13 protein-coding genes are annotated in these 15,356 nt (G+C 71.4%); 2 read left to right on the forward strand and 11 right to left on the reverse strand.

What is annotated here, in order from left to right; all coding sequences use genetic code 11:
* The first annotated feature begins 9 nt into the window (after window positions 1-9).
* Window positions 10-483, forward strand: a complete 474-nt coding sequence (locus AMK22_RS30680) for a MarR family winged helix-turn-helix transcriptional regulator (RefSeq protein ID WP_073790478.1) — start codon at window positions 10-12, stop codon at window positions 481-483.
* Between the two features lie 470 nt (window positions 484-953).
* Window positions 954-1,571 carry a hypothetical protein gene (locus AMK22_RS30685; RefSeq protein ID WP_073790372.1) on the forward strand — a complete coding sequence of 206 codons (618 nt, stop codon included), beginning with the start codon at window positions 954-956 and terminating at the stop codon, window positions 1,569-1,571.
* 179 nt (window positions 1,572-1,750) lie between these two features.
* Here AMK22_RS30685 and AMK22_RS30690 read toward each other — a convergent pair whose 3' ends face one another.
* From AMK22_RS30690 to AMK22_RS39680, 11 genes are all read right to left on the reverse strand, one after another.
* Window positions 1,751-3,331, reverse strand: a complete 1,581-nt coding sequence (locus AMK22_RS30690) for an alpha/beta hydrolase (protein WP_073790374.1) — start codon at window positions 3,329-3,331, stop codon at window positions 1,751-1,753.
* Window positions 3,332-3,661: 330 nt separating this feature from the next.
* A complete protein-coding gene (locus AMK22_RS30695) occupies window positions 3,662-5,782 on the reverse strand; it encodes a xanthine dehydrogenase family protein molybdopterin-binding subunit (RefSeq protein ID WP_073790376.1) in 2,121 nt (706 codons plus the stop codon).
* On the reverse strand, window positions 5,779-6,771 hold the full coding sequence (locus tag AMK22_RS30700; protein ID WP_073790378.1) for an FAD binding domain-containing protein: 993 nt from the start codon (window positions 6,769-6,771) through the stop codon (window positions 5,779-5,781). Before AMK22_RS30700 ends, AMK22_RS30695 begins: the two co-directional genes overlap by 4 nt.
* A complete protein-coding gene (locus AMK22_RS30705) occupies window positions 6,768-7,364 on the reverse strand; it encodes a 2Fe-2S iron-sulfur cluster-binding protein (protein WP_073790380.1) in 597 nt (198 codons plus the stop codon). The genes AMK22_RS30700 and AMK22_RS30705 overlap by 4 nt, the downstream gene beginning before the upstream one ends.
* Before the next feature lie 576 nt (window positions 7,365-7,940).
* Window positions 7,941-9,830, reverse strand: a complete 1,890-nt coding sequence (locus AMK22_RS30710; RefSeq protein ID WP_073790382.1) for a glycerophosphodiester phosphodiesterase — start codon at window positions 9,828-9,830, stop codon at window positions 7,941-7,943.
* A gap of 341 nt (window positions 9,831-10,171) precedes the next feature.
* Window positions 10,172-11,776 carry an MDR family MFS transporter gene (locus tag AMK22_RS30715; RefSeq protein WP_073790384.1) on the reverse strand — a complete coding sequence of 535 codons (1,605 nt, stop codon included), beginning with the start codon at window positions 11,774-11,776 and terminating at the stop codon, window positions 10,172-10,174.
* A 57-nt stretch (window positions 11,777-11,833) separates the two neighbouring features.
* The gene (locus AMK22_RS30720) at window positions 11,834-12,439 is read right to left on the reverse strand and encodes an acyl-CoA-like ligand-binding transcription factor (RefSeq protein WP_073790386.1); all 606 of its coding nucleotides are present in this window, start codon (window positions 12,437-12,439) and stop codon (window positions 11,834-11,836) included.
* A 450-nt stretch (window positions 12,440-12,889) separates the two neighbouring features.
* Window positions 12,890-13,621 carry a S1 family peptidase gene (locus tag AMK22_RS30725; protein ID WP_073790388.1) on the reverse strand — a complete coding sequence of 244 codons (732 nt, stop codon included), beginning with the start codon at window positions 13,619-13,621 and terminating at the stop codon, window positions 12,890-12,892.
* Between the two features lie 216 nt (window positions 13,622-13,837).
* Window positions 13,838-14,458, reverse strand: coding sequence for a hypothetical protein (locus AMK22_RS30730; protein ID WP_073790390.1), 621 nt, complete (start codon window positions 14,456-14,458; stop codon window positions 13,838-13,840).
* Between the two features lie 253 nt (window positions 14,459-14,711).
* A complete protein-coding gene (locus AMK22_RS30735; RefSeq protein ID WP_073790392.1) occupies window positions 14,712-15,155 on the reverse strand; it encodes a DUF6083 domain-containing protein in 444 nt (147 codons plus the stop codon).
* A 24-nt stretch (window positions 15,156-15,179) separates the two neighbouring features.
* On the reverse strand, window positions 15,180-15,326 hold the full coding sequence (locus AMK22_RS39680; protein ID WP_158072092.1) for a hypothetical protein: 147 nt from the start codon (window positions 15,324-15,326) through the stop codon (window positions 15,180-15,182).
* Window positions 15,327-15,356: the final 30 nt, after the last annotated feature.

Consider the following 15,356-nt stretch of genomic DNA (forward strand, 5'->3'; position numbering starts at 1 on the left):
ATGAGGCTGATGAGCGAGATCCCGCCCAGCCTTCTGGGATTCACGACCTACCTGCTGTCCAGGACCGGCAAGACCGCGCGGAGCAGGCTGGCGGCGAGGCTGGCGGAGCGGGACATGAAGCTGTGGCACATGGCCGTGCTGTCCGCGCTGGTCGATTTCGGTCCCCATGTGCAGCGGGAACTGGCGTCGCGGCTCGGGATCGACCGGAGCGACATGGTGAAGATCGTGGACGATCTCGCGGTGGCAGGACTCGTGGAGCGGGCCCGCGACACCGACGACCGCCGCCGGGTGACGGTGACGTCCAGTCCGGCGGGCCGCGCGGTGCTCGTGGATCTTCAGGCGGAGGCGCTGGGCGTTCAGCGAGAACTGCTCGCCCCCCTGAGTACTGCCGAACAGGCGCAGTTGGCGGCGCTGCTGCGCCGTGTCCACGCCCATGCCCATGAGGAGGGGCAGGGGCCGGGACCCTCGATGTCCAGCGGCTGAGGTCCCGGTGCTGCCCCGGCCGGAGCGGCAGCGTCCCGGTTTCCTCGCGCGCCTCACACGCGACGCGCGATCGGTCGCCCGCGGTCGGGGAGCGGTGCGGTGGTACGGCGGCCGGTCCCGGGTGCGCCGGGCGTCGGGCGGAACAGGGGCGTCGGGCGGGACGCGGGTATGGGTGCGGGGCGGGAATGTTCGCTGTTCGGGGCGTGTCAACGAAAGACACGCTGTCGCGGGGGTGAGCGGGTTTCAGGAAGTCGCCCGGACGGACCAACGAAATATCAAGGGCTCCTGTTTTCAGGGGAGTTGAGCGTTTGTCGGATTATCCGGAAATAGCATTTGGCGTAGGTCGTGTACCCCGATAGGCGTTCCGGCCGCGCACGGCAACGTGTCCGATATGACAGGTATGGGGACCGTCAGTACGTTCAATCACGGGTCGACTGCTCAGCCGGCCTCCCTGAGACAGGAGAAGTGACATGGTTACCCGTTCCACCGTTGTTACCGGTGCTGTCGCGGCCGCGGCGGCCCTGGCTGCCACTGGTATCACCTACGCCTCCGCAGCCACCTCCGAGCCGGCCCAGGCGGCCCCCATCGTCCAGCAGGCCGCCCCCATGGCCCTCAACGGCGGCGACGCCGGCCAGGGCAACGAGGGCAAGGGCAACGAGGGCAAGAACTACGGCGGCGGCCACGGCGGCGGCCACGAGAAGAAGCGCCACCACCGGCACCACCACCACAAGGGCCGCATCCTCATCAACGAGCGCGTCTTCGCCGACGAGCGCGGCGGCTGCGTGACCGTGATCAGTGGGCTCGGATCCAGGACCCTCAACATCCGCAACGAGAGCCACAAGACCGTCGAGGTCTTCCGCGGTGTCACCTGCGACAACGGCGCCCCCATCGCCACTGTCGGACCGTGGAGCTCCAGCGACGGCGTCCGTCCGGGCCACGTCAAGGGCGGCGTCCACGTCAAGAACGGAGTCGTCGCCAGCTTCCGCGTGATCCACCACCACGGCCACCACGGTGGCGAAAAGGGCGGCTTCGGCGGTGACGAGGGCGGCTTCGGCGGTGACGAGGGCGGCTTCGGCGAAGACTACTGACCCGACCGCTCACCCCACACACAACCCCGGCCCGCCGGAATCGGGCCGGGGTCCCGTGTGTTCACGGCGTCCACGAGGGCCGGAGGCGCGGCACCGGCCGCAGCGGAGACCTCGGTGCCCGCCACCGCGCCTACGGTGTGATGCCGGCTCACCCCCTCGACGAAGCGAACCGCAGGGCGCTATCCGCCCTGCTTGACGCAGGTCAGGTCCGCTGCGGGCAGCCTGCCGGTGGCCAGGTAACGGTTGACCTGGTCGTCCACGCAGGCATTGCCGTACGTGCCGTACAGCGTGTGCCGGTTGGCACCTTGGAGAGTGACCAGCCTGGAGCTGGGCAGCAGGCCGCGCAGCGCGACGCTTCCGGTGTACGGAGTGCGCGGGTCACCGGTGGCGGCGACGATCAGGGCCGATGCGTCGTGACGCACCTGGGTGGGCTTCTCGCGGGGCCGGTCCCAGAAGGCGCACGGCCCGATGTTGTTGGCGATGGGGCCGATGACCGGGTGTGCGGCACGGCTGCGTTCGATGTCCCGCCAGTACGACTCGGGGTCGTGCGGGGCGCTCGCGTCCCCGCAGAGGATCGCGGACTGCGCACTGCCGGTCTGGGAGCCCTCACCGCCGAGCGTCGACCGGAGCATCGCCGCGAACTGGGGGGAGAGCCGGGTCGGGTGTCCCTTCGCGGCCTCGGCCAGGACGGACACCTGCTCGCCGAGGACGGCCCGCGCCTCATCGGTGTCGTCGGCGATCCCGATGAAGACCACGAAGGGCACCTGGGTGTCGTCGAGTCGGAACACCTCGGGGGCGGTACCGATCGTCAGCGGCCGCCGGGCGGCCGCGTCGATGACGTGTTCGACCGTGGTGAGCACCTCGTCACGCGTGCGACCGAGTCCGTAGGCGCTGTCGCGCCGAGCCGCCCAGGCGGCCCAGTCCGCGAGCGCGCGGTCGTTCTCGCGCTCCAGGCCCTTCATGAGACGAGGGTTGTAGCGACGGGGGTCCAGCGCCCCGTCGAGCACCATCCGGTCGTAGCGGCCAGGGAACATCTGGCTGTAGACGGTGCCCAGGTAGGTGCCGTACGAGTAGCCCAGGTAGGAGATCTTCCGCTCACCCAGCGCGCCCCGGACGACGTCCATGTCGCGGGCGGTGTTGCGGGTGGTGACGTGCGGCAGCACGGACGCGTTGGTGGCCCGGCACCGGTCGGCCAGGCTCTTCTGCAGGACGACCTGGCGGTCGAACCCGGCCCTGCCGACACCGGAGGAGAAGAGGGAGAGGCCGACGGGCCAGCCGCAGTCCAGGGGAGTGCTGCGGCCGACGAAGCGCGGATCCATGCCGATGATGTCGTAGCGCGGGCCTGTGTCCTTCATCGCCGCGCGGATGAGCGGAGGGAGATCGAGGCCGGAACCGCCCGGGCCGCCGGGGTTGATGATCAGCGGCCCGACCCGGTGCCGGGTGTCGGTGGCCCGGAGCCGGGATATCGCGACGGTGAGGGTACGGCCGCCGGGATCGGAGTAGTCGAGCGGAACAGTCACGTCCGCGCAGCGCGCGCCCGCCTTCTCCAGAGCGCTCCCCGGCGCGTCGTCCGGGCCCAGGACACAGCTGCGCCAGTCGAGGCGTTGATGGTAGTAGCGGCCCAGTCCGGCCCCGGATCGCGCCACGCCGTCGTCGCGGTCCGAGGCGGCCGCCGTCGCGGTGGGCAGTGCGGTGAGACAGGCGGTGAGGGCGAGGCCCACGGCCGAGACACGGCGCGCGGCTGCTCTGAAGATGGTCACACGATCTCCTTCGGGACAGGCATGCCCGTCCCGTCAGCGGGAGGCGGAATCGGACGGGGCGCGGCGGCGGCCGGCCGCGAGAGACATGGTGCTCGTCCGTCGGCGCCGGCCGTCCGCCCGCCGTCGTCACACGAGCCAGCCTTTCACCGCTCCCGACGCCGTGTCGTCGTCGTGCGGCAGTACCCCGCACCTACGTCAGCGGCCTTACGACCTGCGGCGGATCGGCCGGCGTGGCCGGGAAGGGCTCGTGCCGCCCCCGGCCACGCCGGGCATGCCGGCCCGGCTCCGGTCACCCGGTGCCCGACCGCGTCCCCCGCCCCCAGGCCGTCCTCAGGACGCGATGAGGATCCGGTCCGGGCGGATCGGCAGGTGCCGGTGGCGTACACCGGTCGCGTGCCACACGGCGTTGGCGATCGCGGCCGCGACGCCCACGACACCGATCTCGCCGATGCCCTTCATGCCGACGGGATCGTCCGGCACGGGATCGTCGACCCAGTCCGCCTCGATGAGCGGCACGTCCGCGTGCGTGGCGAAGTGGTACCCGGCGAGGTCGGCGCCGACATGGACGCCGGACGCCCGGTCCCTGACCGCCTCCTCGTGGAGAGCCATGGACAGGCCCCAGGTCATCCCGCCGATGAACTGGCTGCGGGCGGTGAGCGGATTGACGATGGTGCCCGCCGCGAAGATGCCGAGCAGCCGCCGCACCCGCACCTCACCCGTGGTGACGTCCACGGCGACCTCGGCGAACTGCGCCCCGAAGGAGTGCCGTTCCTTCTTCGTCAGCGAGCCGACGGCCTCGGCGGTGTCCGAGCGGGTGGTGATTCCCTCGGGCGGGATTCCGCCGCCGAGGGCCAGCCGCTTCACCAGTTCTTCCGCCGCGAGCGTCACCGCCCAGGCCCAGGAACGCGTCCCCATCGAACCACCGGCGATCATCGCCGGGCCGAGGTCGCTGTCCCCGATGCGCACACGGATACGGTCCGGAGCCGCCTTCAGCACCTCGGCGGCCACGAGGACCATCGCGGTCCGCGCCCCGGTACCGATGTCCGCCGCGTTGATCCGCACGGTGAACGTCCCGTCGGTCTCCGCGGTCACGGCCGCAGTGGACGGGCCGACTCCGGACGGGTAGGTGGCCGCCGCCGTTCCGGTCCCGAGCCGCCAGCGCCCTTCGCGGCGCACGCCCGGACGAGGGTCGCGGTCCGCCCAGCCGAACCTTCGGGCCCCCTCCTCGAAGCAGGCGAGCAGGTTGCGGCTGCTGAAGGGCAGCCCCGACACCGGCCCCGTCACCGGCTCGTTGCGCACGCGGAGTGCGATCGGGTCGATGCCGCACTTCTCCGCCAGTTCGTCGAGGGCGGATTCGAGGGCGAAGGAGCCCGGTGCCTCGCCGGGCGCGCGCATCCAGGACGGGGTGGGCACGTCGAGCCGTACGAGCCGGTGAAGCGTGTGATGCGCGTCGGCGTCGTACATCACGCGTCCCAGCACGGCGCTCGACTCGATGAACTCGTGCACCGTCGAGGACAGATTCAGTGCCTGGTGGTCGAACGCGCGCAGCCGCCCGTCCGCGTCGGCACCGAGTCTGACGCGCTGTGCCGTGGGGCTGCGGTAGCCGACGAGGGAGAACATCTGACGGCGGGTCAGTACGACGCGGACCGGACGGTTCAGCATGGTCGTGGCCATGACGGCGGCCACCTGGTGCGGGCCGACGCCCTTCGAGCCGAAGGCACCGCCGACGTGCTCGGACCGTACGCGCACGCGAGCCGGGTCGAGCGAGAAGAGCTTGGCGAGTTCGCCCGCCACCCACGTGCTGCCCTGGTTGGAGTCGACGACATCGAGCCGTCCGCCGTCCCAGTGGGCCGTCGCCGCGTGCGGCTCCATCGGATGGTGGTGCTCCTCCGGAGTGGTGTACTCCTCGTCCACGACGACGGCGGAATCACCCAGCAGGGCCTCCACGTCCCCCTTCTCGGTCTCGGCCGGCATCATCGGGTTGTTCCGCGGCGTGTAGGCGTCGGCGCGCCCGGCGTCGAACGCCACGTCGTGCGGTTCCTCGTCGTACCGGACCACCAGAGCCTCGGCGGCCTCCCGGGCCTGCTCGGACGTCTCCGCCACGACCAGCGCCACCGGCCAGCCCGCGAAGGGCACCCGGTCGTGCTGGAAGAGTCCGAGGACCGGGTTCGGCCGCCCCAGCATGCCCACGTAGTCGGTGTCGACGCGCGGCGCGTTCCCGTGGTGCAGCACGGCGAGCACGCCCGGCATCTCCAGGACGGGGGCGTCCTCGACCCGGCGGACACGGCCGCGGGCCACGGACGACAGCACCAGCCAGCCGTGCGCCAGATCGGCGAAAGAGATCTCCCCGGCATAGCGGGCCGCCCCGGTGACCTTGGCCCGGCCCTCCACACGGGCGTGCGCGGAGCCGACGGCCCTCGTCGGCGCGGCTGCCTCGGTCGTCGTGGTCATCGGGCGGCCTCCTCGGCGAGTTCGGTCAGAACGGTGACGGCCAGGTCACGCACCAGCGCCACCTTGTACGCGTTCCCAGGCAGCGGCCCGGCCGCCGCCAGCTCGGCGTCCGCCGCGGCGCCGAACGCCTCCGCACCGGCCGGACCGCCGACCAGCGCCCGCTCTGCCGCCCGGGCCCGCCACGGCCGGGACGCGACCGCCCCGAACGCGAGACGCACATCGCGCACGACACCGTCCCGGACGTCGAGCGCGGCGGCGACGGAGCCGATCGCGAACGCGTACGAGGCCCGCTCGCGCACCTTCCGGTACCGCGAGCCGACCGCGGAAGGAAGCGGTGGCAGTGTGACGCCGGTGACCAACGCGCCGGGTGGCAGGGCGGTCTCGACGTGCGGGGCGTCGCCCATCGGCGGATACAGCCCGGTGATCGGCAACTCGCCCGGTCCGTCGGCCGTTTCGTACACGACGACGGCGTCGAGGGCGGCCAGCGCGACCGCCATGTCGGAAGGATGGACGGCCACGCAGTGCTCGGACGCGCCGAGGATCGCGGCATTGCGGTGCTCACCCGCGATCGCCGGGCAACCACTGCCGGGCGAGCGCTTGTTGCAGGGACCGCTGACGTCGGTGAAGTAGCCGCAACGGGTCCGCTGGAGCAGATTCCCGCCCACCGTGGCCATGTTGCGCAACTGGCCCGAGGCGCCGGCCAGGACCGCCTGCGCGAGCGCGGGGTAGCGGCGCCGCACGTCCGGATGGGCCGCCAGATCACTGTTGGTGACCGTCGCCCCGATGCGCAGTCCGCCGTCGGTCGTCGGCTCGACCCGGTCGAGGGGGAGCCGGCGTATGTCGACGAGCAGTGCGGGCCGCTCCACACCGGCCTTCATCAGGTCGACGAGATTGGTACCGCCGCCGAGGAACCGGGCCTCGGGACCGGTGCCGCGGAGGGCGACCGCACCCGGGACGTCGAGCGCACGCTCGTAACCGAACTCCCTCACGCCACGGCCCCTTTGGCCCCGGCCTCCGCGTCGGCCGCGGACGCTTCTCCGGCCTCCGCCCCGGCTCCGGCTTCCGCGGCCCGTGCCACGGCGGCCACGATCGACACGTACGCGCCGCACCGGCACAGATTGCCGCTCATCCGCTCACGGATCTCCTCGGAGGTGAGCGCGGGCACTCCCTCTTCGGGCCGGACATCTGCGGTCACGGAGCTCGGCCAGCCCGCCGCGTGCTCCTCGAGCACCGCGAGAGCCGAACAGATCTGCCCGGGCGTGCAGTAGCCGCACTGATAGCCGTCCAGGTCGATGAATGCCTGCTGCACCGGATGCAACCGGTCCCCGTCGGCGACGCCTTCGATGGTGGTGACCGCGGCCCCCTCGGCGGCGACCGCCAGCTGGAGACAGGAAACGACGCGGCGTCCGTCGAGCAGCACCGTACAGGCGCCGCACTGGCCCTGGTCGCACCCCTTCTTCGTGCCGGTCAGGTCGAGGCGCTCACGCAGGGCGTCGAGCAGTGTGGTGCGATGGTCGACGGGTAACGTGTGCTGCTCGCCGTTGACGCTCAGGGTGATGACGCTGGATGTCGATGGGGCCATGCTCAGCCTTCTTTCGCATTGCGGACGCGTGCCGGATCGAGACGGTCCGGCCGGGCGCCTGCGGAGGAGCGGACCTCTTCCGGAGGCCGGACTCGTCCGGGGGAGTGGGGCGACGCGGGTACGGGAGAGCCGGTGGCCGGGATCGACCGCTCTGCCGCACCGGCCGGATCCGACGGCATGGTGAATTCGACCGGACAGCTGTCCGGCAGCCGTTGAACCTAGTGGACGGTTCTCCGCTCAGCAAGGAGGCCCCGCCCGCGATGCCGAAGGAGGCCGAGGGCGGGACGCAGGGCGTGTGACTCCGCGTCCGGACGGGCGGAGGAATCGCGCGCATCCCGGACGTGGCGTGAGCCGAGCGGAAACGGCCCGGGCAACCGGGCCCTCGCACTCCCGTCGGTGTCGGCCGAGCGCTGCCGCCGTGCCCGGCCGTTCGTCTCCGCACAGTCGCCAAACCCGCGTGGGGGCGCGGCGTTGCCGCGCCCCCACTGCTCCTCCGGCATGCGGCCGATCCCGCGGCCGGATGTCCGGGACCGGTCGATCCGGAACACCCGGCCGGCAGGACGCCGGTGTTGCGTGCTATCCGGCGGCCAGGGCTCGGGCCTCGGCGACGATCAGCGCGGCGCGAGCGGCGTCCAGGCCGTTCCCGGACTGGTGAGCGGCCCAGTTGGCGAGCTGGGAGTAGTGGCGGTGCCCCAGCATGGTGGTCATCGTGGCGACCCGGTTGGCATCGGCGCCCGAGGTCAGGACCAGGTGAGCCAGACCGGTCGGGGTGGCACGGACGGTGAAGGTCGAAGTCGCGTGCGCAGTGCCGCCGGGGCCGGTGACCTCGGCACGCAGGGTGTGCTTTCCGGCGGCCAGCGCGGTGAGGTCGAGCGGCTTGCCGGGCGTGACGGCGTCACCGTCCAGGGTGAGGGTGACCTTGTCGGCGCCGGTGGCCTGGACCGCGGCGACCGGGGTCTGCGAGCGGTCCAACGACGCCGAGGCGACGGGGGAGGTGATGGTCACGGTCGGTGCGGCCGGCGGCGTGGGACGATCCTGCTGCTGGGCCGCGTTCCAACCGGCCAGCTCGGCCGGGCGGTTGGTGATGATGCCGTCCACCCCACCGGCCTCCAGAGCCTGCCAGCGGGCCGGGCTGTCCACCGTCCAGACCATTACCGCGACGCCCGCGCGGTGCAGGTCGGCCACGACGCCGGGCCGCTTGGACAGCGCGTCGTCCGACGGGTTGTAGGAGGCGAGGCCGAGCTCCTTGGAGAGGGCCACCGGGTCGGCGTCCAGAGAACCGCGCAGCAGGCCGAGCGGCAGCTCGGGCGCCAGCTCGCGGGTGTACTTCAGCGCGTCCACCTCGAAGCTCTGCACGAACACCCGGTCGGTCATGCCGTGGTCCCGGATGGTCTTGACGATCGTGGCGACCTCGTCGCGGGTGTGGGCTCCCTTGATCTCCAGCAGCAGGTTGCCGCCACGGCTCCGCAGGTCGTCGAGCTGCGCGGCCAGGGTGGGGATACGGGTGCCCGTGTAGGAAGGACCGAACCAGGAACCGGCGTCCAGCGCGTCCAGTTGGGCCGAGGTCAGATTGCGGACGGCGCCCTTGCCGTCGGTGGTGCGGTCGACCGTGCTGTCGTGCAGAACGTACGGGACACCGTCCTTGCTCGGCTGCACGTCGTTCTCGATGTACTCGGCTCCGCCGCGCCGGGCGACCTCGTCGGACACCAGAGTGTTCTCCGGGGCGGCCGAGGAGGCGCCGCGGTGGGCGATCACGGTCATCGGCGAGCCGGCGGGTCGGATCCAGCTCTCGGAGGGGAGTTCGGTGACCTTCAGGTCGTCGAACGAGACCGTGGAGCCGTTGACGACGAGCGCCTCGACGCCCTCGGCGGAGCGGGCGACACGGGTGGTGCGCATGGCCTCGCGGCCGTCGAAGAACCAGCGGGCCTTGGTGCCGTGGACCTCCACGGCGATGCGTACGTCGCGGCCGGTCCCGGCCGCCGAGGCCGCGGCGGCGGTGTCGGTGACGTTCCACGTACCGGTCGGGGTGCGCTGCGCGAACTCCAGGCCGTTGGAGGCGGTGGTGCCGCTGCGCATGGTGGCGATCGACCACGGGACGGAGCCGTTGGCGGGGACGTCCAGCCCCATCGCCGTCCAACGGGCGGAGTCCTTCACCGACTCGAACCGGGCGGTCACCTCGATGCGGAAGTCGTTGAGGTGTTCGCCGAAGGTGATCCGGCTCTGCTGGTTGCTGTCGGCCGACGTGCCGTACAACCGGCCGTTCTTGACCTCCCAGGTGCCCTCGGCGGGCCGGAATCCCGCAGGCAGGGAATTGCCGGAGAAGTCTTCGGAGACGACGACCCGGCCATCTGCCGGAGCGGAGCCGGACGACTTGGTTCCGGCACCGGCGGGCGGGGCCGTGAACAAGGGGACGAGTACGGCTGCGGTCAGCAGCGCGGAAGCAACGCGAATTGATCGACGAGACATGGCTGGAAACGTACGGTCGCAAGATCAACAGCCTCCGACCGGCAGGGGAACGCGGGCTGGACGGTGCGCGGACGCTGAAGCCGCACCGGACGCCCGTCGGCAAATGACGGAATTCCGGTGAATGGGAAAATGCGGTCGTGCCTGCCCTCGTCGGTCTTCGCCCAAGAAGCAGCGGGCGGCACGCCGTCGCGGGCCGGTGTTCGAAGCCGGCCCGGACCGGCGTGCCGCCCTCCGCCGCCGTGCGCGTCGCACTCCCACGCGCAGGCCGCAGGATTGCCCGCCCGCGGATGGAGCCCGGGTCCGACGGCGCTTCCCGAGGAACCCGGTGCGATGCGATCCGTTCAGTGCGTCGGCGTGGTCGATGCCTTCGCCGCCGCGGCGTTCTCCTCCGCGAGCCGTTCCATGCCGCTCGTCGTCTTGAGCGGCTTCTCCTTGATGAACAGCACGGCGATCAGGGCGAGGAACGCGAAGGGGGCTCCGACCAGGAACACCTCGGCGGTCGCTACTCCGTACGCGTGCTCCACCACCTGCCGGGCCGGGGCGGGCAGGGTGCTGAGGTCGGGGATGCCGTGCGTCGAGCCCCCGCCGGCCGCCCCGCCGAAGCTCTTCTCCAGCTCGCTCGTCACCCGGTGGCCGAGCACGGCGCCCAGCGCGCTCGTGCCGATCGCCCCACCGAGGCTGCGGAAGAACGACAGGACCGAGGTCGCCGAGCCGAGCTCCGACGCGGGTACGTCGTTCTGTGCCGCCAGCACCAGGTTCTGCATCAGCATGCCGACGCCGACGCCGAGCACCACCATGTAGACGCTGAGCAGCCCGAACGAGGAGTCCGCACCGATCGTGGCCAGCAGGCCCATGCCCGCGGTCATGATGATGCCGCCCGCGATCAGGAAGCCCTTCCACTTGCCCCGGGCGGAGATGATCTGCCCGGCGACGGTCGTGGAGATCATCAGACCGAGGATCATCGGCAGGCTCATCAGCCCCGCCACGGTCGGTGTCTTGCCGAGCGAGATCTGGAAGTACTGGGAGAGGAACACCGTGCCGCCGAACATGGCCACACCGACCAGCAGGCTCGCCACCGTCGTCAGTGTCACCGTGCGATTGCGGAAGATGTCCAGCGGGATGATCGGTTCCGGGACCCTGGACTCGACCACGACCGCGGCGACCAGCAGAACCACACCGGTGACGACCAGGGCGGCGGTCTGCCAGGACAGCCAGTCGAACCGGTTGCCGGCGAGGGTCACCCACAGCAGCAGGGCGCTGACCCCGCTCATGATGAGGAGGGCACCGACATAGTCGATCTTCACCTCCCGGCGGACCGTCGGCAGTTTCAGGGTCAGCTGGAGAAGCACGATCGCCAGCAACGCGAACGGCACACCGATGAAGAAGCACCAGCGCCACCCCAGCCACGACGTGTCGACGAGCACACCGCCGATCAGCGGTCCCGCGACCGTGCCGACGGCGAAGACGGCGCCGAACACCCCGGAGTAGCGGCCGAGTTCACGCGGCGGAATGATCGCCGCCATCACGACCTGGGCGAGCGCGGTGAGACCGCCCGCTCCGATGCCCTGCACCACGCGGCTCACGATGAGCAGGCCGACACTGTGCGAGAAGCCGGCGACGAGCGAGCCGACGACGAACATCGACAGGGAGAGCTGGATGAGCAGCTTCTTGTCGTAGAGGTCGGACAGCTTGCCCCAGATCGGGACGGTCGCCGTCATCGCCAGGAGCTCGGCGGTGACCACCCAGGTGTACGAGGACTGGCTGCCGTTCAGATCGGCGATGATCCTGGGGAGGGCGTTGGAGACCACCGTGGAGGCCAGGATGGCCACGAACATGCCGGCCATCAGGCCCGACATGGCCTGAAGTATGTGACGACGAGTCATGGCCGGCGCGGCCTCAACGGGCGCATCGGCGGCCCCGGCGTCGGGTGTGACAGCAGCGGTCATCGGCTGACGTTCCTCATTTTCTGGTGAAAGGGCCCCGGCGGGGGACCCGGATGTGTTTCAGTCGCTCAGACCGGCGGCCAGCGAAGCGAACGCCTCGCGGTAGGTGCTCTCGAACGTGTGGGTGCGCCCGGAGGCCACCCACAGCTCGACGGCGGCGCGTACGGCGGCGATCGTCACGTGCACGAGAAGCCTGGGGTGGAGGTCGGAGTCGGGATCCTGGCCGAGGCGCTCCGCCACCACCGCGATCAGCGCGCGTTCGTCCGCGCCCTGGGTGGCCAGAAAGCCGGGCAGCAATGACGGATTCCTCTTGAGCACGGCCGTCTGGAGCTCCCAGCGCTCGTGGTCCTCCTCGATATGGGCCAGCTCCTGCGCGATGGCTTCACGCAGGGCGCCGAGTGCCGAGAGTTCCTCGGGCGCGTCGAGGACGGCCCGGCGCATCCGCTCGGCGTTGTCCTGGCAGGACCGTGTGATGGCGTCTTCAAGACACGGGAAGTAGTTGAAGAAGGTGCGGACGGAGACGCCCACCGCTTCGGTGACCGCTTCCACGGTCACGTTCTCGATTCCGCGGTCCGCGGCCATGCGCAGCGCCGCACCCGCCAGGGCATCACGTGTCGCGCGCTTCTTGCGTTCGCGCAGCCCGAGGGGTTGGTCGGCGGTACTCATGAATGTGCATGCTATGCAATTTTGCGCTGTATGCAAAATGATGTCGCCATGCATAATCACGAGGGCCGGAGTCGGCCGCGAAAGGGGAATACCCGGCTCGGGCCCGGCAACGTCGCCGGAACACGGGACCACGACGGCGAGCGCCTGCGGACCCCTGGGGCGCCCCGAGGATCGGCGCCATCCGTTCCCGGTCCGCGGGATTCATGATCACGGGATGGGCCGGGCACGTACAGCGTACGGGCATGCGAGAGCCTCGTCGTCGCGCGGGCGTCGGCGGGACGCTCTCCGCCTTCCCGCGCTCCCGGAGCACGGCCGACGTGACGAACGGCCACGGTCCGTGGCGCCCACGCATGCAGCGCGGGTGCCACGGACCGTCAGAGATTCCTCACGCAGTTCGCGACCGGTCCCGGGGCCGGTCCCGACGGCGGCCGGACATGCCTGCTCGTGTGATCAGACGCCGGCGATCGACTGGATCCAGGAGCGGTACGCGGTGACGTTGGTGTACGCCGTCGTGGTCTGGCGGTCGCTGGTGGAGGCGACGCCGACCTGGACACCACCCAGGGTCATCGGGCCGCCGGAGTCGCCGCCGGCGGTGATGCCGTCGCCGCGCCGGGCACAGATCGCCGAGCCGCCGTAGGCATCGGTGCAGCCACTGGTCACGGTCACGTTGGCCACCTTCAGGTAACGGGACTGGCAGTTGGCCTCCGAGCCGCACTGCGAGGTGGCACCCCAGCCCCACACCTGTACGTTCTGCCCGACCCGTACCGTCCCGGCCTGTCCGAGCTGGGAGTACGTCCCCTGGACGGAACGGTCCAGGCGCACCAGCGCCAGGTCGGCGCTGTGGGTGTAGGTCTGGATGCCGTTCGCCACGGTGCCGCCGCTGTACTGGTCGAGGCTGCCGATGCGGAAGGACAGCCCGCCACCGGCGACACAGTGCTTGGCCGTGAGAATCCACGTCGGCGCGATGATCGTGGCCGAACACGTCTCCTGACCGTTGGAGTACAGCCGGGCGGCCCAGGGGGCGTTCTGGGCGTATCCGCCACCGATGATCGGTTGTACGGCCTTGGTCACCGGCGCCGCCTGGGCCGGGACCGACTCGGCCGCCGAGGCGGTGGGGGAGAGCAGGGCGAGGACGGAGACCGCGGCGGCCGAGACGGCGGGGACCAGCCTGGATATGCGCATGCTTCCTCGTTTCATGGGACACGCGAGGTGTGTCTGTGGGGGTTGACCGGCCCCAGGCTCCCGGAGAACCGCGGCGCCGGGTACCTCACGCCTGACCATGCCGCGGTGCTATGCCCCGGCCGTGTGCCCGGCGCCGGGCACACGGCCGGGGGCCTCGTGGGCCGGTGGTCGATTCCTGGCCGGTGCGGGCGGGAGGCGACCGTGGCGGGAGGAAGGTCAGGACGGGCTGGTGGGTTCGACCACTTGCGGGAAACGGCCGATCGCCGCTACGGCGGCCGCCGGTCGACCCCGGGCGGGGACGCGCGGGGCCAGGGCCACGGCGGGTGCGGAGGCGCACTGGGCGGCGACCGCCGTGCCGTGCCCGTACACCGGGTCCAGCGCGGTCACCGCGTCACCGGTCGCGACGAACTCCGCGGGGTGCAGCCCTCGTGGAAGCGGCGGCGATTGAGCGTGCCTCGGCACGTGCGGATCGGGCCGATCGGACGCGCGACCCGTCCGGTTCTCGACGAGCGCTCCGCCGACCCGGCTCGCGTCCCCTGCCAGGCCCAGGACGGAGGTTCGGGTACGAACCGTGGTGGCCGGGCGGCTCGCGCGCTGTCGCACGGTGTGGTCCAGCAGGTGCCGACCACAGGCGATCGGATACGCGGCCGAGTCGTGGTCCGCAAGCCGTCCCGGCTCCAGACGCATCGGCGGACCGGACGGGATCGAACCGTGACGGGTCCCGGCCGCACGCAGCGCGTCGACGGTGCCGGGCAGGGGAAGGAGGCAGGGCCCGCCGGGCGAGGGCTCGTACACCCGGTCGCATGCCCGGCCGTACGACGAGGTGTCCGGCCCCATGCCCCACCTCCCGGCCCCTGAGTCACCGGCCGGTCGACCGACGGGGGAGAACGGTCCGACCGGCGACCGCGACCGTTTGACCCAACCAGTGCTCTGCCGCTCGCACGAGTGACACGAGACCGAGCGCGATCAAGGGTGTCAGGACCGGCCCCGTACCGGAACCCGCCTGTCCAGAACCCCGATCCGGTGGTTTCGTCGCGCCGCCGGGGTGCATCGTCGACGGCCCTCGGACCGGTGGGGGTCCGAGGCCCGCTCACATCTCGTCCCGTACCGGGCGGAGCCCCGGGGTCGGAAGCTCGAACAGCCGTTGCGAGCGACGGTCGTTCTCCTCGCGCATCGCGGCCCCCCAGGGCCAGGGCCATGCGGCGCCGACGTTGGGACAGGGACAGACGAGGTGGTGTGGGACATGGCAGAAGGCGCCGGGGGTGGGTTCGGCGTCCCAGGTGTTGATCGCGGTGCCGTCCACGCCGATCACCCATCGCCGGCGGGGTGGGAGATGATGAGAGGGCACGGCGATGCCGGGTTCGAGGAGTACCCAGTGCCCTTCGTAGAGGGTGGGGTACCGGTCTTGTCGAAGGCCGCAGTCCGGGCAGTCGGGCGGTTCCGGAGGCGGCGGGGCGGTGGCGCCTTCGCGAAGGGCTTGGAAGTCGTCGTCGGGGCGGTCCGGGCCTGCCGGGAAGGAATCGGTGTCCCCCATACGGTTCAGGGTCCGGAAGGGCCGTCAGGTCCGGTAGGGCGCAATTCGGCCGACCTTCTCGAACGGCCCCCGCACGGAGTCCGGTGACGACGAGCAGGCCCCGCCGGTGAAGCCGACACCGGAGACGATCCGGGTGGCGAGCGGCGACGGGGTGAACGCGACGTCTTGCACGCCGGGCGGACCGGGCCCGGGCGGTCGGCC

Origin of the sequence: Streptomyces sp. CB01580, assembly GCF_001905795.1 — a bacterium.
In the GTDB taxonomy this organism is placed as follows: domain Bacteria; phylum Actinomycetota; class Actinomycetes; order Streptomycetales; family Streptomycetaceae; genus Streptomyces.

Coding starts and splice junctions, on each gene's coding strand:
- AMK22_RS30680 (WP_073790478.1), top strand. CDS start 10: ATGAGCGAGATCCCGCCCAGCCTTCTGGGATTCACGACCTACCTGCTG.
- AMK22_RS30685 (WP_073790372.1), top strand. CDS start 954: ATGGTTACCCGTTCCACCGTTGTTACCGGTGCTGTCGCGGCCGCGGCG.
- AMK22_RS30695 (WP_073790376.1), bottom strand. CDS start 5,782: ATGACCACGACGACCGAGGCAGCCGCGCCGACGAGGGCCGTCGGCTCC.
- AMK22_RS30705 (WP_073790380.1), bottom strand. CDS start 7,364: ATGGCCCCATCGACATCCAGCGTCATCACCCTGAGCGTCAACGGCGAG.
- AMK22_RS30710 (WP_073790382.1), bottom strand. CDS start 9,830: ATGTCTCGTCGATCAATTCGCGTTGCTTCCGCGCTGCTGACCGCAGCC.
- AMK22_RS30715 (WP_073790384.1), bottom strand. CDS start 11,776: ATGACCGCTGCTGTCACACCCGACGCCGGGGCCGCCGATGCGCCCGTT.
- AMK22_RS30720 (WP_073790386.1), bottom strand. CDS start 12,439: ATGAGTACCGCCGACCAACCCCTCGGGCTGCGCGAACGCAAGAAGCGC.
- AMK22_RS30725 (WP_073790388.1), bottom strand. CDS start 13,621: ATGCGCATATCCAGGCTGGTCCCCGCCGTCTCGGCCGCCGCGGTCTCC.
- AMK22_RS30730 (WP_073790390.1), bottom strand. CDS start 14,458: ATGGGGCCGGACACCTCGTCGTACGGCCGGGCATGCGACCGGGTGTAC.
- AMK22_RS30735 (WP_073790392.1), bottom strand. CDS start 15,155: ATGGGGGACACCGATTCCTTCCCGGCAGGCCCGGACCGCCCCGACGAC.